This window comes from Ornithinimicrobium sufpigmenti, assembly GCF_004322775.1.
Classification (GTDB): domain Bacteria; phylum Actinomycetota; class Actinomycetes; order Actinomycetales; family Dermatophilaceae; genus Ornithinicoccus; species Ornithinicoccus sufpigmenti.
The window spans coordinates 1919920-1939175 of record NZ_CP036403.1 but is presented as its reverse complement, the minus strand read 5'-3'; the positions used below and the strand labels follow the sequence as shown (position 1 = coordinate 1939175).

Annotated in this window: 19 protein-coding genes; 8 read left to right on the top strand and 11 right to left on the bottom strand. The window is 71.2% G+C overall.

The features are described 5' to 3' along the window. Positions 1-74 precede the first annotated feature (74 nt). The 8 genes from ESZ52_RS08795 to ESZ52_RS08760 all read right to left on the bottom strand — a co-directional run bounded on the left by ESZ52_RS08795 (position 75) and on the right by ESZ52_RS08760 (position 7741). Positions 75-1082 (bottom strand): LacI family DNA-binding transcriptional regulator, encoded by a 1008-nt coding sequence (locus tag ESZ52_RS08795; RefSeq protein WP_131104610.1) that lies wholly within the window; start codon positions 1080-1082, stop codon positions 75-77. An 8-nt stretch (positions 1083-1090) separates the two neighbouring features. Further along, on the bottom strand, positions 1091-2533 hold the full coding sequence (locus ESZ52_RS08790) for a GH1 family beta-glucosidase (protein WP_131104609.1): 1443 nt from the start codon (positions 2531-2533) through the stop codon (positions 1091-1093). Beyond that, positions 2530-3345 (bottom strand): carbohydrate ABC transporter permease, encoded by an 816-nt coding sequence (locus ESZ52_RS08785; RefSeq protein WP_131104608.1) that lies wholly within the window; start codon positions 3343-3345, stop codon positions 2530-2532. The genes ESZ52_RS08790 and ESZ52_RS08785 overlap by 4 nt, the downstream gene beginning before the upstream one ends. Next, positions 3342-4325: a carbohydrate ABC transporter permease gene (locus tag ESZ52_RS08780; protein WP_425600041.1), complete on the bottom strand. Its 984-nt coding sequence runs from the start codon at positions 4323-4325 to the stop codon at positions 3342-3344. Before ESZ52_RS08780 ends, ESZ52_RS08785 begins: the two co-directional genes overlap by 4 nt. 2 nt (positions 4326-4327) lie before the next feature. Further along, the gene (locus ESZ52_RS08775; protein ID WP_131104606.1) at positions 4328-5617 is read right to left on the bottom strand and encodes an ABC transporter substrate-binding protein; all 1290 of its coding nucleotides are present in this window, start codon (positions 5615-5617) and stop codon (positions 4328-4330) included. A 224-nt stretch (positions 5618-5841) separates the two neighbouring features. Continuing rightward, on the bottom strand, positions 5842-6621 hold the full coding sequence (locus tag ESZ52_RS08770; protein ID WP_131104605.1) for a hypothetical protein: 780 nt from the start codon (positions 6619-6621) through the stop codon (positions 5842-5844). Further along, positions 6618-7358 carry an ABC transporter ATP-binding protein gene (locus ESZ52_RS08765; protein WP_181009868.1) on the bottom strand — a complete coding sequence of 247 codons (741 nt, stop codon included), beginning with the start codon at positions 7356-7358 and terminating at the stop codon, positions 6618-6620. The genes ESZ52_RS08770 and ESZ52_RS08765 overlap by 4 nt, the downstream gene beginning before the upstream one ends. Further along, positions 7355-7741, bottom strand: coding sequence for a GntR family transcriptional regulator (locus ESZ52_RS08760; RefSeq protein ID WP_131104603.1), 387 nt, complete (start codon positions 7739-7741; stop codon positions 7355-7357). The genes ESZ52_RS08765 and ESZ52_RS08760 overlap by 4 nt, the downstream gene beginning before the upstream one ends. 115 nt (positions 7742-7856) lie before the next feature. Between ESZ52_RS08760 and ESZ52_RS08755 the strand changes: the two genes are divergently transcribed. Further along, complete coding sequence (locus ESZ52_RS08755; protein WP_131104602.1) at positions 7857-8354, top strand: universal stress protein; 498 nt, start codon at positions 7857-7859, stop codon at positions 8352-8354. A 190-nt stretch (positions 8355-8544) separates the two neighbouring features. Here ESZ52_RS08755 and ESZ52_RS08750 read toward each other — a convergent pair whose 3' ends face one another. Then, the gene (locus tag ESZ52_RS08750) at positions 8545-9366 is read right to left on the bottom strand and encodes a LamB/YcsF family protein (RefSeq protein ID WP_131104601.1); all 822 of its coding nucleotides are present in this window, start codon (positions 9364-9366) and stop codon (positions 8545-8547) included. Between the two features lie 67 nt (positions 9367-9433). Here ESZ52_RS08750 and ESZ52_RS08745 point away from each other — a divergent pair, with 67 nt between their 5' ends. The 5 genes from ESZ52_RS08745 to ESZ52_RS08725 all read left to right on the top strand — a co-directional run bounded on the left by ESZ52_RS08745 (position 9434) and on the right by ESZ52_RS08725 (position 14192). Further along, positions 9434-10489 carry an LLM class flavin-dependent oxidoreductase gene (locus ESZ52_RS08745; RefSeq protein ID WP_131104600.1) on the top strand — a complete coding sequence of 352 codons (1056 nt, stop codon included), beginning with the start codon at positions 9434-9436 and terminating at the stop codon, positions 10487-10489. 91 nt (positions 10490-10580) lie between these two features. Then, positions 10581-11408, top strand: coding sequence for a putative hydro-lyase (locus ESZ52_RS08740; protein WP_202865434.1), 828 nt, complete (start codon positions 10581-10583; stop codon positions 11406-11408). A 74-nt stretch (positions 11409-11482) separates the two neighbouring features. Beyond that, a complete protein-coding gene (locus tag ESZ52_RS08735) occupies positions 11483-12727 on the top strand; it encodes an NRAMP family divalent metal transporter (RefSeq protein WP_131104598.1) in 1245 nt (414 codons plus the stop codon). A 2-nt stretch (positions 12728-12729) separates the two neighbouring features. Beyond that, positions 12730-13347, top strand: coding sequence for a 5-oxoprolinase subunit B family protein (locus tag ESZ52_RS08730; protein ID WP_238154400.1), 618 nt, complete (start codon positions 12730-12732; stop codon positions 13345-13347). After that, entirely contained in the window at positions 13344-14192 is an 849-nt protein-coding gene (locus ESZ52_RS08725) for a 5-oxoprolinase subunit C family protein (protein ID WP_131104597.1), read from the top strand. Before ESZ52_RS08730 ends, ESZ52_RS08725 begins: the two co-directional genes overlap by 4 nt. Here the strand turns inward: ESZ52_RS08725 and ESZ52_RS08720 are convergent. Continuing rightward, positions 14189-15949 (bottom strand): NAD-dependent malic enzyme, encoded by a 1761-nt coding sequence (locus ESZ52_RS08720; RefSeq protein ID WP_131104596.1) that lies wholly within the window; start codon positions 15947-15949, stop codon positions 14189-14191. The genes ESZ52_RS08725 and ESZ52_RS08720 overlap by 4 nt on opposite strands. A 224-nt stretch (positions 15950-16173) precedes the next feature. Between ESZ52_RS08720 and ESZ52_RS08715 the strand changes: the two genes are divergently transcribed. Continuing rightward, positions 16174-16923: an ABC transporter permease gene (locus tag ESZ52_RS08715; RefSeq protein WP_202865433.1), complete on the top strand. Its 750-nt coding sequence runs from the start codon at positions 16174-16176 to the stop codon at positions 16921-16923. A gap of 38 nt (positions 16924-16961) precedes the next feature. Next, positions 16962-17972 carry an ABC transporter substrate-binding protein gene (locus ESZ52_RS08710; RefSeq protein WP_131104595.1) on the top strand — a complete coding sequence of 337 codons (1011 nt, stop codon included), beginning with the start codon at positions 16962-16964 and terminating at the stop codon, positions 17970-17972. 72 nt (positions 17973-18044) lie between these two features. On the opposite strand, the gene ESZ52_RS08705 is transcribed toward ESZ52_RS08710, so the two are convergent. Next, positions 18045-19229, bottom strand: coding sequence for a thiolase family protein (locus tag ESZ52_RS08705; protein WP_131104594.1), 1185 nt, complete (start codon positions 19227-19229; stop codon positions 18045-18047). Positions 19230-19256 lie beyond the last annotated feature (27 nt).

Genomic DNA, 19256 nt, shown 5'->3' with positions numbered 1-19256 from the left:
GACCACCGCGCCCGGCCACCGCGGCCTGACCGCCGCGGCCTGACCGCCCTGCGGACGGCTGCGGACGGGCCGGCTCAGGCGGTGCCACCCTCGACGAGGTGGGTGGGGAAGACCTCGGAGTCGGCCCGCTCCCCCCGCAGGACCTGCAGGAGCAGGTCGGTGGCGCGGACCGCCATCTGCGAGACGGGGTTGGCCACCGTCGTGAGCGGCGGCCGGGTCATCGAGGCCGTGGCCGAGGCGTCGAAACCGACGATGGCGATGTCCTCGGGGACCCGGCGACCGGCCGCCTGCAGCTCCCCCATCGCGGCCAGTGCCATCAGGTCGGAGGCGACGAAGACGCCGTCGAGGTCCGGGTGGGCGGCCAGGAGCCGGTGCATCGCCTGAGCCCCTCCCTGCGGGGTGAAGTCGCCGTGCTCGACAGCGTCGATGGGCACGCCAGCCTCGGTGAGCACCTCGGACCAGCCGGAGAACCGGTCCAGGCCAGCGGCCATGTCCAGGGGGCCGGTGACGGTGCCGATCCGTCGGCACCCCCGGGACAGCAGCCGCGAGGCCGCCAGTCGGCCACCCTCGCGGTTGTCCACGTCGACGAACGGGAACTGACTGTCGGGGTCGAGCGGGCGCCCGACGAAGACGGTCGGCAACCGGGTCTCGCTCAGCGCCGTCATGAGGCCGTCGCCGCGGTGGGCGCTGACCACGATCACGCCGTCCGTGTGCCCGGCGCGCAGGTAGCGCTCCATGCGGCCCGCGTCGCGCGCCGGCTCGCCCATCAGCAGCACCATCTGCAGCGGGGTGTCGGCCAGCCGCTGGCTGACGCCGCGCAACATACCGCTGAAGAAGGGGTCGGCGAAGATCCGCTGGTCCGGCTCGTGGATGAGCACGGCGACCGAGTCCGGCTCCCGCACGACGAGCGAACGCGCCGCCCTGTTGGGCAGGTAGCCCAGCTCGGCGATGGCCGCGTGCACCGCGTCTCGGGCCTGGGGCCGCACCCGCGGGTCGTCGTTGACGACCCGCGAGGCGGTGGCCCGTGAGACCCCGGCCCGGGCGGCGACGTCCTCCAGCGTGGGGGGCCGCCGCTCGCTCACCTGACTCCTCACTCCGCCGAGGCTCCCGCCCCGTTGTGCCTGATGCGCCCCGATCCTGCCACGTCGGCATACCACCGGGCGCTGGCCTTGGGGGTGCGCTCCTGCGTGTCGTAGTCGACCCGCACGATCCCGAACCGCTTGGTGTAGCCCCAGGCCCACTCGAAGTTGTCGAGGAGCGACCAGACGAAGTAGCCGCCGACGTCCGCGCCCCGCTGCAGCGAGTCGTGCACGGCCCGCAGGTGGTGGTCGAGGTAGTCCACGCGCGCCGGGTCGTCGACATAGCCGTTGGCGTCGGGCATGTCGTCGTCAGCCATGCCGTTCTCGGTGACGTAGAGCCGCACGCCCGCCGGGCCGGTGTAGTCCTTGTGCAGCCGCAGCAGCAGGTCGCTCAGCCCGGTCGGGGAGATCTCCCAGCCCATGTCGGAGACCGGGACGCCGCGCCGCACGGTGACGACGTGCTCGGACCCGACCGACGGCGAGGGCGAGTCGTGGCGCCGTGCCTGCGCCGCCGCGACCGACGCCCGCTCGGGGTCGCACCCGGCGGTGACCGTCTGGGTCGCGTAGTAGTTGACGCCCAGGACATCGATCGGCGTGCTGATCGTGGCCAGGTCGCCGTCGTGGACGAGGTCGTCCGGCCACAGCTCCCCCAGGTCCTCCAGCACGTCGGCCGGGTAGGCACCCAGGGTCACCGGCTCGACGAAGAACCGGTTGGCCAGCCCGTCGATCCGGCGCGCGGCGTCCAGGTCGCGCGGGGAGCTCGGGTCCAGGGGACGGGTGTCGGTGAAGTTGAGGGTCAGCCCCAGCTCCAGCGAGGGGTCGCGCCGCCGCAGCTCCTCGACGACCAGGCCGTGGCCCAGGAGCAGGTGGTGGGCAGCCCGCAGCGCCGACGTGGGCTCGGTGCGCCCGGGCGCGTGCCGGCCCTGGGCATACCCGAGGAAGGCCGAGCACCACGGCTCGTTAAGCGTGGTCCAGTGCCGCACCCGGTCGCCCAGCGCGTCGTGCACGGCGCCGGCGTAGTCGAGCAGGCGCAGCGCGGTGTCCCGCTCCGGCCAGCCGCCGGCGTCCTCGAGCACCTGCGGCAGGTCCCAGTGGTAGAGGGTGAGCCACGGGACGATGTCGGCCTCGAGGAGCTTGTCGACCAGCCGCGAGTAGAAGTCCAGGCCGGCCGGGTTGAGGGTGCGCCCGTCGGGCATGACCCGGGGCCAGGCCACGGAGAAACGGTATGAGGACAGGTTGAGCTCACGCATCAGCGCCACGTCCTGCGGGTACCGGTGGTAGTGGTCGCAGGCGACCGACCCGTCGTGGCCGTGCAGCACCCGCCCGGGGGTGTGGGCGTAGGTGTCCCAGATGGAGTCGGAGCGTCCGTCGGCGTCCCCGGCGCCCTCGATCTGGTAGGAGGCGGTGGCAGCCCCCCAGAGGAAGTCCTCGGGGAAGGTCAGGTCGGGGGTCATTGCTTGACAGCTCCTTGCATGATGCCGGAGACCAACTGGCGACCGGCGACGGCGAACAGCAGGATGAGCGGGATAGTGGCGAGCACGGCCCCGGCGAGGACCAGCGAGTAGTCCACGAAGTGGGCGGCCTGCAGCTGCTGCAGCGCCACGGGAAGGGTGGGGTTGCGCGGTCCCAGGACGATGAAGGGCCAGAAGAAGTTGGTCCAGGTCGCCACGAAGGTGAACAGGCCGAGCATGGAGGCCGCCGGTCGGGCGGCCGGCAGGCCGACGTGCCAGAAGGTGCGGATCATGCTGGCCCCGTCGACGCGCGCCGCCTCGATGAGCTCGGTCGGCACGGCCTGGCTGAGGTACTGCGTCATCCAGAACACCCCGAAGGCCGTGACCAGGCCGGGCACAATCACCGCGGTGAGCTCACCGGTCCAGCCCAGCTTGGCCATCACCTGGTAGAGCGGCACCACGCCGAGCTGGGTGGGCACGGCCATGGTGGCGATGACGAAGACCAGCAGCGGCCCGGAGAAGCGGAAGCGCAGCTTGGCGAAGGCATACCCCGCGAGGGTGGAGAAGAAGACCACCGACGCCGAGACCGTGGTGGAGACGATGATCGAGTTCATCGTCGCCCGCCAGAACGGCACCGTGTTGATCACCGTGGCCGCGTTGGTCAGGAAGTTGCCGCCCGGGATGAGCGGGAACCGCTCTCGGGAGAGGATGGTCGCGTCGTGGCTGGCGATGAGGAAGGACCACCACAGGGGGAACATGCCCCCGAGCACGACGGCCGCGAGCAGGCCGTAGACGATCCAGGACGGGCGTCTCATGACTTCTTTCCCTCGGCCGTGGCGATGCGCCGGGTGAACAGGTAGTTGACGATGCCGAAGCCGACGATGATGAGGAAGAGCAGCCAGGCCACGGCCGAGGCCATCCCGAAGTCGGACCTGGTCCAGCCCAGCTCGTAGAGGTAGATCGTCAGCGTCTGCCACTGCTGGTCCGCGCCGCCGCGGCCGTACTGGTCATACATCCGCGGCTCGTCGAAGATCTGCAGGCCACCGATGGTGGAGGTGATGATGACGAAGATGATCGTCGGGCGCAGCATCGGCACGGTGATCGACCAGAACTGCCGCCACGCGTTGGCGCCGTCGATGGCGGCCTGCTCGTAGAGGTCCCGGGGCACTGCCTGCATGGCGGCCAGCAGGATCAGCGCGTTGTAGCCGGTCCACCGGAAGTTGACCATGGTGGCGATGGCCAGGTGGCTGGCGAAGCGGTCGGAGTGCCAGCGCACCGGCTCCATGCCGACCGTCTCCAGCAGCGAGTTGATGAGCCCGAACCGGTCGGCGAAGAGGTTGGAAAAGATGAGGGCCACGGCCACAGGGGCCACGACGTACGGCAGGAGCACACCCATCCGCCAGAGGGTCTTGGCCCGCAGGTTGCGGTCCAGTGCGGTGGCGATGAGCAGGGCCGCCGCGATCTGGGGCACCGAGGAGAGCACGAAGATGCTCACCGTGTTGGTGAAGGCCTTCCAGAAGGCGCCCCCGGTGAGGACGGCGACGAAGTTGTCCATCCCGACGAACTCGCCCTGGCCCATGATCTGGTCCCAGTCGTGCAGCGCGACCCACCCGGTGTAGAGCAGCGGGAAGAGGCCGGTGATGGCGAAGAGGACGAAGAACGGGGCGATGTAGAGGTAGGGCGAGAGGCGGACGTCGACCCCTGCCCGCCGACCCCGGCGCTTGCGCTTCGGCAAGGCCGGGGTCGGGAGGGGTCCTGCGGTGGTGGCCGGCGGGGCCGTGGTCGTGGCGCCCACGATCAGCCCAGTGCCTCCACGGCTGAGACGAACTTCGCCCAGCTGCTGTCCGGGTCATCGGTCTTGTCCACGTCGACCCGCGTGATGGCGTCCTGGATCGCGGTGTTGATGTCGAAGTAGCGCGGGCCCTTGACCGGCTGCGAGGTCACCGCCTCGGCACGGTCGACGAAGATCTGACCGGTCGGGGCGTCGTTGAAGAAGGCGTTGGTGGACTCCAGCAGGACCTCGGAGTCCAGGGCCTCGAGCTGGCTCGGGAAGGTGCCCTTGGACTCGAACGCCTTGATCTGCTGCTCCGGCGCGGTGAGCCACTTGGCCAGCTTCTTGGCCTCCTCGATGTTGTCGCCCTGTGCGGGGACGGTGAGGTAGGAGCCGCCCCAGACACCACCGCCGCCGGGGAAGACGTTGGCCACGTCCCAGCCCTCGACGCCCTCGGCGTTGCCCTCGATGATGCCGAGCATCCAGCCGGGGCAGAGCATCGTCGCGAACTCGTCCTTCTGGAAGGAGGCGGTGTAGTCGGGGCTCCACAGGGCGAGGCCGGCCGAGAGCTCGTCCTCGACCGAGGCCTGGAGGACCTGGTCGTAGATGGCCCGCACCTCGGGGTTGGTGGTGGCGACGATGTTGCCGTCGGCATCCTCGTAGGCGTAGTCGATCTGGTTGACCATGCCTTGCCAGAAGGCGCCGGCGGAGTCGTACCAGGCGGCCTCGGAGTTCGCGACGAACTTCTTGCCGACCTCGAAGTAGTCGTCCCAGGAGCCCTCGAGCAGCTCGGCGACCTCCTCGCGGTCGGTCGGCAGGCCGGCCTCCTCGAACAGATCGGCGCGGTAGCAGATCGCCTCCGGGCCGATGTCGGTGCCGTAGCCCAGAAGCTTGCCGTCCTCGAGGGTGACCGCCTCGGTCTTCCAGTCGAACCAGCGGTCCTCGACCTCGGGGTCGGTCAGGTCGGCGAACTTGTCGGGGTACTGCTTGAACTCCACGACCCAGTCGACCTCGATCGCCTCGATGTCGGAGGCTCCCGAGTCGGCGCCCAGGCTGTTGCGCAGGGCGGCCCGGGCGTTGTCCGCGGTGTCTGCCTTGACGTGGGTGACCTTGATGCCGGGGTTGGCGTCCTCGTACTCCTTGAGGAGCTCCTCGTAGCCGAACTCGTTGAACGTGGCCACGCTCAGCTCGATCTCCTCGCCGTCGCCGGCGTCCGCCGAGGCCCCGGTGCCGCCGCCGTCACTGCAGGCAGTGAGGGCCAGCGTCAGCGCGGTGCCCGACGCGAGGAGGTAGTAGATGTGCTTGCTGCTCTGCATGCCGAACTCCTTGTCCCTGTGGAGCACCCGACTTCTCCGTCGCTGTCGTGAGAGCGCTCTCACGCAAGCATGAAGTGAACATCGAGCGGTTGTCAACCCCCCCGGGCAAGCAATCTGCGCAGAACGTCGATGGTGTGCTGAACGGCTCGGCACCCTGGTGCAGGAACGGTGTGACGCAGCCGTGGCTCCCGCAGCGGATCCGACGCACCGTTCCTGCACAGGGGTCAGCGCACGGGGACCCGCCGCATCAGCCACCAGTAGACCCCCGCCGCCACCACTGCCCCGGCCAGGCCCCAGCCCCACCGGGCGGACGCCGCCGTGACCGCCTCGGCCACCTCGGGCAGGAGGAAGCGGGTGACCAGGGGCAGGACCACGAAGAGCAGCGTGAGGATCCCGACGCCGACCCACCAGGGCCAGCGCAGGAACAGCACGGTGATCGCGCTGCCCGCGGTCAGCGCGAGGACGACCGCGCCGAGACCCCGCACGCTGAGCAGCGCCACGTCTCTGGCGCTGCCCGCCTGCAGCAGCTCACGCGCGCCCTCGGGCCCCCGACCGACGACGAGCAGCACGACGACGGCTGCGAGGAGCACGCAGGCGGTCATCACCAGAACGGTCAGCAGGTGCCCCAGGGCCACGTTGCGACGGGTGGCTCCGGTGGCGACGTAGACGCGGGTGCGGGCCGCCAGGACGATCGCCATGACCAGCGCCGCGATGCCGACGGCAGCCGGCAGCATGAACAGCGAGGCGATGAGGGTGACGCCGTCAGCGTCGGCGACAACCTCGATCGTGACCAGGCTGGGCTCGGTCATCGACACCAGTCGCCAGCCCCGCCAGCGCGCGATCAGCGAACCCACCACCAGCACGACGAGCATCACGCCCGCGGTGATGAGCAGGCTGCGCAGCGCCTCGGCCGAGAGCAGCCGGGCCAGCACGGCCCACTGCGCGGGGTGGCCGTCGCGCCGCGCGGACGAGGTCGTGGTGGACTTCATGGCTGGGGCGGTCATGACGGGGTCCGTTCTGTGCTGAGGTGCATGAGCACGTCGGTGAGCGAGGCGAGCGAGCCGCCGGTGGAGTGCTGCTGGCGCACCGCGTCGGTCTCCCCGGCTGCGACGACGCGCCCACGGTCGAGGACGATCACGTCCTCCAGGAGGTCCTCCACCTCGTCGAGCAGGTGGGAGGAGAGCACGATCGTGCGCGGGTGGGCGATGTAGTCGGCCATCAGCTCCTCGTAGAACATCCTCCGGGCGACGGCGTCCATCCCGAGGTAGACCTCGTCCAGCAGCGTCAGCTCCGCGCGCGAGGCCAGCGCGACGACCGCGCCGAGGGTCGAGCGCTGACCCCGGGAGAGCTGTTCGGGGGTCTTCTTCAGCGGCACCCCGAACCGCCCGAGCAGCTCCACGGCATACTCCTCGTCCCAACGTGGGCGCAGCGCCCCCTGCAGGCGGAGGGTATGGCGTATGCGCAGGTCCTCGAAGATGCCTCCCCGCTCGCGGACCAGGCAGATGCGGGAGGTGACCGAGGGGTCCTCCCAGACGTCGCGGCCGCCGACCTGGACGGTGCCCGTCTGCGCCGGTCGCAGCGCCGCGATGAGCGAGAGGAGGGTCGTCTTGCCCGCGCCGTTGCGCCCGACGAGACCGGTGATGGTGCCCGGTCGGATGGCCACGGTGATGTCCGAGAGTGCCTCGGCACCCCGGAACCGGTGGGTGAGGGCGTCGATCTCGACGCCCAGCGGTGTGGTCACGGCTGCTCCTTGAGGTGCTCGATGAGCTGGTCGGTGGTGATGCCCAGCGCACGGGCCTCGTCGAGGACGGGCCCGAGGGTGTCGTCCCAGAAGGTGGCGCGGCGCTGCTTGCGCAACAGCTCCCGCGCGCCGGGAGAGACGAACATCCCGACCCCGCGCCGCTTGTGCAGCAGGCCCTCGTCGACCAGGGCGCTCATCGCCTTGGCGGCGGTCGCGGGGTTGATGCGGTAGGTGGTCGCGTACTGCGTGGTCGACATGACCTGGGCCCCTTCCGGGAGGTCGCCGACCAGGACGGACTGCCGGATCCGGTCGGCGATCTGCTGGTAGATCGGCGTGCGCTCGTCGAACGGCTCGCCCTGCAGCGGCCCGGCCTGGGTGGCCATGGTCTCTCCGATCTGAAGAGCGGTTCAGTGGTTCGTTACATGACTAATGAACCACAGAACCTGATCCGCACGCAACCCCCTTTTCCGGCCGGCTTTCTACTACACTGGTGCGTAGATGACCTGGTGCGTCCGGCATCCCCGCCCGGTCGTCGCCGGAGCACCGGAAGGAGACGTCATGGTCTACGCCAAGATCCTCGTGCCGATCGCCCCCGGCTACGGCGAGGAGGCCCATCGGGCCCTGAAGGTGGCGCGGTCGCTGCTCACCCCTCACGGCAGGATCACCGTGATCTCGGTAATCGAGGAGCTCCCTGCCTACCTGACCATGGACATCTACTACGCGGTGGACCCCTCGGTGCGGGAGAACCAGATGAGGGTCGGCGAGAGCATCGTCGAGGCTTTCACCACGGACGACGTGGAGGTGGTCACGCGCAACGGTCACCCGACCCGGGCCATCCTGGACGAGGCGAGAAGGGGCGGGCACGACTGCATCGTCATCCCCTCCGCCCAGCCCGGCTGGGAGCACTACCTGCTCGGCTCGACCGCCGCCGGCGTCGTCCGGCAGGCGCACTGCTCGGTGCACGTCCTGCGGCAGCCGGAGCCGAAGGACGCCTGACCGGCCAGTCGGCTCGCCATCCTGCGGCGACCGAGCGCGTGACTTCCACGACCGGCGCACCACCTGCGGCGACCGAGCGCACGGAATCTCGCGCGCCCGGTCATGTCGCGCCCGGCCAGGGCCAGAACGTGTCGCCGGTCAGCAGCAAAGCGTGTCGCCGGTCAGCAGCAGAGCGTGTCGCCGGTCGGGGTCAGGCCTGGGCGGTGAAGGGCTCGACCTGGACGCCGGCGCCGGTGAGGGCGTCCCGGACGGTGCGGGCGATATCGACGGCGCCGGGGGTGTCGCCGTGGACGCAGATCGAGCGGGCGTCGAGGATGAGCTCACCGCCCTGGACGTCGGTGATCGGCTCGCCCTTGGCCATCGCCACGCAGCGCTCGGCGATGGTCTCGGCGTCGTGCAGCACCGAGCCCTTCTCGCGGCGGGAGACCAGCGAGCCGTCGGGGGTGTAGGCGCGGTCGGCGAAGGCCTCCCCCACCGGCGTCAGGCCGGCCTGCTGGGCGGCCCCGAGCCACACCGACCCGGGCAGGCCCAGGACCGGGAGGCCGGCGCGGAACTCGCTGAGCGCCTCGGCGACCGCCGCCGCCTGCTCGGGGTGCTTGGCGATCGTGTTGTAGAGCGCGCCGTGCGGCTTGCAGTAGGCGATCGTCGTGCCGGCCCGCTGCGCGAAGGTCTCCAGCGCGCCGATCTGGTAGAGCACCTCGTCGCGCAGGGCGTCGGGCTCCATGTCGATGAAGCGGCGCCCGAAGCCGTGCAGGTCGCGGTAGGCCACGTGCGCGCCGATCGCCACGCCCCGGTCGGCGGCGGCCTGGGTCACCGAGCGCATGATCGAGGGGTCGCCTGCGTGGAAGCCGCAGGCGACGTTGGCGCTGGTGACGATGTCGAGCAGGGCCAGGTCGTCCCCCATCGACCAGCTGCCCAGGCCCTCCCCGAGGTCGGCGTTGAGGTCGATGCTCGCGTTCGCGCCGGGCTGAGGGCTCCCGGTGGTCTGTGCGATCTGCGTGTCGGTGCTCATAGGTTCTCCTTATGCTCGATCCAAGGCCGTCTTCTCTCGATGTTAGTGTCCGTCGCGAGGAGGCCCCTTGTCAGTCCCGTCAGTCCCATCCCGTCCGCTCGAGGTCGCGCTGCGCGTCCCGCTGGGCGCACCGCTGCCCGAGCTCGCCGCTTTCGCCACCGAGGTGGAGCGCGCCGGCCTGGACGGCATCGGCGTGCCCGACCACCACCACACCGGCCGCGACTCCTACCTGACCCTGGCGGCGATGGCGATGGCCACCAGCACGCTGCGGCTCTTCCCCGCCACCTCCAACGTGGTCACCCGCCACCCGATCGTCCTGGCGTCGCTGGTGCACTCCCTCGACGAGCTCGCCCCCGGCCGCGCGGAGCTGACCGTCGCGCCCGGCTTCCTGTCGGTCGAGAAGGCCGGCGAGGCGCAGGCCAAGCGGGCCGTGCTCGGTGAGGCCGTGCGGACCCTGCGGGGGCTGCTGCACGAGGGCCACGCCCAGCACGGCGAGCGCGAGCTGCAGCTCTTCCACCACCCGCGCAGCCGCCCCGGCCTCGTGCACGTGCTGGCCTCAGGCCCGCGCCTGCTGGAGCTGGCCGGCGCGGTCGGAGACGGCGTGCTGATGCTGGTCGGGCTCCACCCCGAGGGGGTCGAGGCCGCCCGCGCGCACGTGCGCGCCGGGGCCGCGCAGGCCGGCCGCCCCGACCCCTACGGACCCGACAGCGACTTCGTCGAGACCCTCATCGTGCCGATCGGCCTGGGCACCCAGGACGAGGTCCACGCCTGGCCGCGCAGCTGGTTCCGCGACGGTCAGCCCTGGCTGCACTACCCGAGCCGCTCGAACTTGCGCTGGCTGTCCGCCTCCGGCATCGACCTGCCCGAGCTCGGCGCGGGCCCCGACGCCACTGACCCGGCGAGCCTGCCGGACGCCCTGGTCGACGACCTGCTCGACGCCTACGGCCTCTTCGGGTCGCCCGAGCAGTGCGCCGACCGGCTGCTCCGCGCCCGGGACGAGCTCGGTCTGCAGCGGGCCTTCCTCTTCCCCGCGCACGCCTGGACGGGCAGCTACGACTTGCCGCACGATGTGGTCCGGGCCTGGGCGTCGACGATCGGCCCCCGGCTCGCCGAGGCCGGCTGACGGCTGACCATCACCTGACCCACCCGCCCGGCCGACGACCGACCGGACGCGACCGGCTCCGGCCGGCACGGCATACCGAGAGATGAGGACCATGGACGTGCAGACCGTCCCCGACCGCACCGAGCGGGCCGCGATGGCGCCCGCCGAGGCCCGCGCCCTCTACGCCCAGGGGCTGCAGGTGCCGACGACCGGCTGGTGCGCCCGCTACGCGCAGGCGAACATCATCAGCGTGCCCCAGGCCCTGGCCTTCGACATGCTGCTCTTCGCCACCCGCAACCCCAAGCCCTGCCCCATCCTGGAGGTGCTCGAGGCCGGGCAGGTCCGCGCACCGGAGGGCTCGGCCGTGTATGGCGACCCGGCGGCGGACATCCGGGTGGACGTCCCGCGCTATCGGGTCTGGAAGAACGGGGAGCTGGCCGAGGAGGTCAGTGACGTGCGCGAGCACTGGCGCGACGACCTGGTGACCTTCCTCATCGGCTGCTCCTTCACCTTCGAGCACCCCATGCTGGAGGTAGGGATCCCGATGCGCCACCAGGACGCGGGGACCAATGTGTCGATGTACCGCACCAGCACCCGGTGCCTGCCTGCCGGCGGCCTGGGCGGGCCGCTCGTGGTCTCGATGCGCCCCATCCCCGCGGCCCAGGTCGCGGACGCGGTGCGCATCACCTCGCGCTACCCGGCGGTGCACGGCGCGCCGGTGCACGTGGGCGACCCGTCGGCGCTCGGCATCGACGACCTGTACTCCCCCGACTACGGCGAGCCGCCCACGATCGAGCACGGCGACGTGCCGGTCTTCTGGGCCTGCGGCGTCACCCCGCAGGCGATGGTGCTGGAGTCCCGGCCGGAGATCGCGATCACCCACGCGCCGGGCTACATGCTCGTCACCGACATCAAGGACACGATGTACGCCGTGCCCTGAGTCCCGGCCCGGACCGGCCCCGACCGGACTAGAGTTCACCTCGCGTCAATTCGCCCTATCCGCCTGGAGGCACGATGCCGCACGACACCACCCCGGACCCGAAGGTCGACGGGACGTCCGCCCTCAAGGCGGCCACCGGGCGGGGCACCCTGCTCGGTGCCATCTTCCTGATGGCCACGTCCTCGATCGGGCCGGGCTTCATCACCCAGACGACGAACTTCACGGTCCAGCTCGGGGCGGCCTTCGCCTTCGCCATCCTCATCTCGATCCTGGTCGACATCGCGATCCAGACCAACGTCTGGCGGGTCATCGGTGTCTCGGGCATGCGGGCGCAGGAGCTGGGCAACGCGGCCCTGCCGGGCCTGGGCTACCTGATGGCCTTCCTGCTGCTGGTCGGCGGGCTCGTCTTCAACATCGGCAACATCAGCGGTGCCGGGCTCGGCATGAACATCATGACCGACATGGAGATGTGGCTGGGGGCCGTGCTGCTCTCGGCCCTGGCCATCGGCATCTTCCTGTCCAAGAGGGCCGGCGTGGCGATGGACCGCATCGTCGTCCTCCTCGGCGCCGTGATGATCCTGCTCACCCTCTACATCGCGATCACCTCCGGTCCCCCGGTCGGCGACGCGCTGCGGAACACCGTCCTGCCCGAGCAGATCGACGCCCTGGCGATCACCACCCTGGTCGGCGGCACGATCGGCGGCTACATCATCTACGCCGGCGTCCACCGCCTGCTGGACGCAGGGATCTCCGGCCCGGGCCACCTCAGGACGCTCACCCAGGGGGCGGTCACCGGCATCATCGTCACCGGGGTGATGCGGGTGATCCTCTTCCTGGCGATCCTCGGCGTGGTCAGCGCCGGCCACGCCCTGGACCCGGAGCGCCAGGCCGCCAGCGCCTTCCAGGCCGCTGCCGGGGCCGTCGGCTACCGGCTCTTCGGCGTGGTCTTCGCCGCTGCGGCGCTGACCAGCGTCATCGGCGTCTCCTACACGACGGTCACCTTCCTGACCTCCAAGGCCAAGACCACGCCGCGCACGACCAACTTCATGGTCATCGGCTTCATCGTCGTCTCCCTCGTCCTCTACCTGTCGATCGGCGCTGCCCCGGCCCAGCTGCTCGTCTTCGCCGGCGCCTTCAACGGCATCCTGCTGCCGGTCGGGATCGGGGTCATGCTCTGGGTCGCCTGGCGCCGCCGGGACCTGCTGCAGGGCTACGACTACCCCAAGTGGCTGGCCGGTATCGGCACCATCGCCTGGCTGGTGACGATCTACCTGGCGGTCAACTCCGTCCGCCCGGCCATCGAGCTGATCACGGGGTGAGCATGGGCGGGACGATGCGGATCCGGCCGAGCGGCTCGAGAGGGCTGCTGCTGGAGCTGGACACCCTGGAGGACGTGCTGCGGCAGTATGCGGCGCTGCAGGACGCTGACCTGCCGGTGCTCGACCTGGTGCCGGCCGGGCGGACGATCCTCGTCGTCGCCGACCGGGAGACCGACCTGGCGGACCTGCGCGCCCGGCTGGAGCAGGTGCCGCCCGCCGAGCACGGCCAGCAGGAGGGCTCCACCGTCGAGGTCCCGGTCCGGTATGACGGGGAGGACCTGGCCGAGGCGGCCGAGCTGCTCGGGTGCTCGCCGGAGGAGCTGGTCCAGCGCCACCTGGAGGAGGACTGGACGGTCGCCTTCTGCGGTTTCGCGCCCGGCTTCGGCTACCTGGCGGGGTCGAAGTTCGACTGGGACACGCCCCGTCGCTCCAGCCCGCGGACCAAGGTCCCGGCCGGCGCCGTCGCCCTCGCCGGGGAGTTCACCGGCGTCTACCCGCGCGAGTCTCCCGGCGGCTGGCAGCTCGTCGGCACCGCGCTGGTCGACGTCTTCGACCTGGACCGTGACCCGCCGGCCCTGCTCGTCCCCGGCGCCGCCGTCCGGTTCGTGGAGCAGTCATGACCGAGCTGACCATCCTGGAGCCCGGTGCGCTGACCACCGTGCAGGACTTCGGCCGGCCGGGCCAGTCCGCGCTGGGCATCGGCCGCTCCGGCGCGTGCGACCGGGGCGCCCACCGGTTGGCGAACGCGCTCATCGGGAACCACCCGACCCTGGCCACGCTCGAGCTGACCCTGGGCGGACTGTCCCTGCGCTCCGACACCGACATCACCCTGGCCACCAGCGGCGCCCGCTGCCCCGGCGTGCCGCACCTGACCCCCTTCCAGCTGCGCGCCGGGGAGACCCTGACCTTCGGCATACCTCAGGCCGGCCTGCGCACCTATCTGGCGGTGCGCGGCGGCATCGACGTCGAGCCGGTGCTGGGCAGCCGGGCCACCGACATCCTGTCCGGTCTCGGTCCGTCCGTAGTCAGCGCCGGCGACGTGCTGCCGGTCGGCACCACGGAGCGTCCCGTGCCCGGCGTCGACGTCGCGCCCGTGCCGGAGCCGACGAACGAGCTGATGCAGGTCCCGGTCAGCGCCGGTCCGCGACGCGACTGGTTCGACGACGAGGCGTGGGCGCTGCTGACCAGCCAGACCTACACCGTCGACAGCCAGTCCAACCGGGTCGGGGTCCGGCTCACCGGCGAGCCGTTGCAGCGGCTGCGCGAGGGCGAGCTGGTCAGCGAGGGCATGCTGCGCGGCGCGATCCAGATGCCGCCCTCCGGGCTTCCGGTCCTGTTCCTGGCCGACCACCCCGTCACCGGTGGCTACCCGGTGATCGGCTACGTCGACGACCTCGACGTGGACCGGTGCGCACAGCTGCGGCCGGGGCAGGAGCTGCGGTTCGTCGGCAGCGGTCGGGCCTAGCCGACGCCGGCCTCGATCTGCTCGACCGGCCGAGCCGTCGGCTCCTCGATGTGCGACACGGCCTCGACCCGGGGGTAGACCGGTTGCCACATGAGCTGGTGGATGTCGTGCAGAGGGTTGGCCAGCTCCCGGGTCGCGACCCCCTCGGCCATCGCCGCCTCGGCGACCCGGATCGCCACCGCAGCGGAGACCGAGCGCAGCTGGCTCATCGGGGGCAGGAGCGCGGCCCCGCGTCCCGCTGGCGCGCGCTCGGCCACAGCACGAGCGGCCGCCGCGACCATCCCGTCGGTGACACGGGTGGCGCGTACGGCGACGGCGCCCAGGCCGATGCCGGGAAAGACGAGGGCATTGTTGGCCTGGGCGATCTCGTAGGTGGCGCCGCCGTGGCTGACCGACCCGAAGGGGGAGCCGGTGGCGATCATCGCCCGCCCGTCCGTCCAGGCCAGCAGGTCCTGCGGGTCGGCCTCCGCACGCGCGGTCGGGTTGGACAGCGGCATGATGACCGGCCGGTCGCATCCTGCGGCCATGTCGCGGACGATCGCCTCCGTGAAGGCGCCGGGCTGTGCGGATGCGCCGATGAGGACGGTCGGCTGCACCTGCCCCACGACCTCGGCCAGGTCATACCGGCCCGCCACCTCGACCTGCCAGCTCAGGACCTCCGACTCCGGTCGCGCGTAGCGTCGCTGGAAGGAGCGCATGGTGGTCCCCGCGTGCAGCAGCCCACGGCTGCCCAGGCCCCAGAACCGCCGCTCGGCCTCCGCCGTCGACAGGCCTTCGTCCACCATGAGGTCGCGCAGAAGGTCCGCCACCCCGATGCCGGCGGTCCCGGCACCGTGCACGACGATCCGTTGGTCGCGCAGCCGCTCCCCCTTGGCCCTCACCGCGGCCAGGACGGCACCGGCCACGACCGCGGCGGTGCCCTGGATGTCGTCGTTGAAGGAACAGTGCTCCTCCTGGTAGGTCGCCAGGATGCGGTGGGCGTTGTCGGCCCCGAAGTCCTCCCAGTGCAGCAGTGCGTGCGGATAGTGCCGCGTGACGGCGTCGACGAACTGAGCGACGAACTGGTCGTAACGCTCACCCCGCACGCGCGCATGCCGCGCTCCCAGGTAGTTGGGGTCGTTGAGCAGGTCAAGGTTGTCGGTGCCCACATCCAGCACGATCGGGACGCCGCGCAGCGGATGGATGCCAGCGGCCGTGGTGTAGACGGCCAGCTTGCCGACGGCGATCCGGATGCCGCCGACCCCCTGGTCCCCGATCCCGAGGATCCCCTCGGAGTCGGTGACCACGACCAGGTCGACGTCCTCGGGTCCCTGACCGTGCGCGGCGAGTGCTTCGTCCATGCCGTCGGCGTCGTCGATCGACAGGTAGATCCCGCGAGGCCGGTCGAAGGTGGCACTGAACTTCTGGATCGCCTCGCCCACCGTCGGCGTGTAGATGATCGGGAGCATCTCCGGCAGGTGTTCCGCCACGAGGCGGTAGTAGAGGATCTCGTTCAGGTCCTGGAGCGCGTTGAGGAAGACGTACTTGCTGAGCGCGTCCGGCTGCCCCCGGAACTGGTCGTAGGTACGTCGCACCTGCTCGGTGAGCGTGTTCACGGCTGGCGGCAGAAGACCGGTCAGGCCCAGGGCACGCCGCTGCTCCGGGGTGAAACCGGGTCCGAAGTTGAGCATGGGCCGGGCCAGGACCTGACGTCCTCGGACGGCGATCTGCACCGTCTCTTCCCCCTCGACGGTGCGAAACTGGTACTGGCGCGGCATACAGCGACGCTAGTGCAGGGTGACGAGCCCGGGTATGGGGTCTGCTCCGGCCTCCGGGCGGTTTCGGTGGGGCGGTGCACATTTGGGGCGTACCCGGCGCGGCGACATACTGGTCGGATCACCGCTCGGTCCAGGCCTGCCCAAGCTACGACGAGACGGCGGCGGGAAGCCGACGAGACCCGACCACCATCGCCCACGACCTGACACGACCCGACAAGGACCACATGTTCCAGAGCACGCGCGGCCGGGTGCTGGCTCCGGTGCTCCTCGGCGTCGTCGTGGTCGCGCTCTGGGAGGCGGCCGTGCGGCTGGGTGCCGTCAACCCCTTCTTCCTCCCCCAACCGTTGGCCATCCTCCAGAGGGTGGTGCACGACGTGACTGGCCCGAACCTCAGCTACGCGTGGCCGACCCTGACCGCAGCCACCATCGGCAGCCTGGTCGCCCTCGTCGTGGCACTGCCGCTGGGTGTGCTGATCGCCCACTCCTCGACGGCTCGGGTCACGCTCGAGCCGTCCATCGCCGCCTCGCAGGCCCTGCCGGCCGTGGCCGTCGCTCCCCTGCTCGTCGTCTGGCTCGGCTACGGCCTGCCGCCCGTCATCGTGCTCTGCGCGCTGATGGTCTTCTTCCCCATCCTGGTGGCCACCACGCACGCGCTGACCCACATCGACCCCGACCTGGTGGGCGCCGCCCGCCTCGACGGAGCTTCGCACTGGAGCATGCTCACCGCCATCAAGCTGCCGCTCGCGCTCCCGGCCATCCTCACCGGTGTCCGCAACGGGTTCACCATCTCCATCACCGGCGCCATCGTCGGTGAGATCGTCACCGGGGGTCGGGGCCTCGGCCTGCTCCTGTCCGCCCGCGCCGCGTCCGCCGACACCGTCGGCATCTTCTCCACGCTCGTCCTGCTGTGCCTCGTCGCCGTCGTCGTCTACGCGACCATCGGCGCCGCCGCGCGCCGCCTGGCCCAGCACTGACCACCACCCTCCTTCCCTTCCCGCCAGGAGCCCATCTCATGTCCACTCGCAGAACCCTCACCGCCACCCTCATCGCGACCGCCCTCCTCGCCGCCTGCGGCCAGGGTGGGTCGGAGCCCGAGGCCGCGACTGTCTCCCCCCCAGCCGGGGCCGCGGCCTCCGAGACGTTCACGATCGGGCTGACCTACACCCCCGACGTGCAGTTCTCCCCGTTCTACGTGGCCCAGGAGCGGGGCTACTTCGAGGACGCGGGCGTCCAGGTGGAGCTGCGGCACCACGGTGCCTCCGAGGGCCTCTTCAGCGCGGCCATCTCCGGCGAGGAGGACCTCGTCGTCGCCGGTGGCGACGAGATGCTGCAGGCCGTTGCCGAGGGCGCGGACCTCGTCGCCACGGCGACCCTCTACCAGGACTACCCCGTCGTGCTCGTCGTCCCCGAGGACTCCGACATCCAGGGCCTGACGGACCTGCCCGGCCACAGCGTGGGAGTCCCCGGCGAGTTCGGCCAGACCTGGTTCGGCCTGCAGGTCCTCCTGGACCAGCTGGGGCCGGCTGCCGAGGAGGTGCAGGTGGAGACCATCGGCTTCACCCAGCTGGCCGCCATCACCTCGGGCCACGTCGACACCGTGATGGGCTTCGTCAACAACGAACCGGTGCGCCTGCAGGAGCAGGGGGTGGCGACGCGCACCATCCCCCTCGAGGACGACGTGCCGCTGGTGGGTATCAGCCTGATCGCCACCGGCCCGGCCCTCGACGAGGACGCCGAGGCGGTCCAGGCGGTCAACGACGCCGTGCTGCGTGCCGTCGCCGACATCGTGGCCGACCCGCAGGTGGCCGTCGACGCCGCCGAGCAGTACGTGCCGGACCTGGGGCTGGACGAGGCCCGGTCCGCCGCGCTGGCCACGGTCGAGGCCACCGTCCCGCTCTACGGCACCGGCGACCAGATCGGCGCGCTGGACCCGGAGCGTTGGACGCAGATGGCCGACTTCATGGGGCAGCACGGGCTGCTGTCGGCCGAGGTCGACGTGGAGGGTCTGCTGCACCAGCCGTGACCGACACACCACGGCCCCCGCGTCTCGCGGGGCCGTGGTGCGGGGCCGGCAGACTCCCGGTCGCCTCAGGCGTCAGGCGACCCGCCGGTAGAGCGCGGCGAGAGCCTGTCCGCCGCCGATGCACATGGAGACGATCCCCGTCTCCAGGTCACGGCGCACGAGGTCCTTGGCCACCCGCAGCGAGAGGATGGCGCCGGTTGCACCGACCGGGTGACCCAGCGCGATCGCCCCGCCGTAGGGGTTCGTCCGCTCAGGATCCAGCTCGGCGTCCCGGATGACGGCGACGGCCTGGGCGGCGAAGGCCTCGTTCAGCTCGACGGTGTCGACATCGCGGGGACCCAGGCCCGTCTGCTCGAACAGCTTCTTCAGCGCGATCACCGGCGCGTAACCCATGAGCTCGGGCTCCATCGCCCCCGTCGCCACCGCCTCGAGGGTGACCAGGCCGCTCAGCCCCGCCTCCCGGGCTGCTGACTCGGTGGCGAGCACCACGGCGGCCGCACCGTCGTTGATCCCGGAGGCGTTGCCGGCGGTCACGGTCCCGCCGGAGGCGAAAGCGGGCCGCAGCCCCGCGAGGGTCTCCAGGGTGGTGCCCGGCTTGGGGTGCTCGTCGACGTCGACGACACTCTCGCCGCGTCGGCTGCGGATCGTCACGGGGGTGATCTCCTCCGCGAAGACCGCCCGGGCGCGCTCACTCGTCGCTCGCCGCTGGGACTCCAGGGCGAACTCGTCCTGCTCGGCCCGCGAGACCTCGTACTTCTCCGCCACCTTCTCGGCGGTGACGCCCATGTGGATGCCGTGGAAGGGGTCCGTCAGCATCATCACGGTGCCGTCGACGAGGGTGCGGTCGCCCAGGCGCATGCCGTTGCGGGCGCCGAAGTCGTAGAACGGCATCCGGGTCATGCTCTCGTCACCGCCGGCCACGGCGAAGTCCACCCCTCCCCAGCGCATCTGCATCGCCGCCGACCAGATGGCCTGCAGACCACTGCCGCACAGCCGGTTGACGGTATAGGCGGGGGTACGCGTCGGCAGCCCCGCAGCGAGGGCGACCCGGCGGGCGTTGTAGGCGTCGGGGCCCACCTGGCCGATGCAGCCCATCACGACCTCGTCGATCTGGTCGCCGGAGACACCGGCCCGCTCGAGCGCGACCCGGGTCGCCTCACCGCCCAGCTCGTGCGCGGGCACGTCCTTCAGGGTCCCGCCGAAGCTGCCCACCGGCGTCCTGGCGCCGTCCAGCAGCACGATACTTTCTGGTTCCACGACATACCTCTCGTTGTTGTTGGCTCA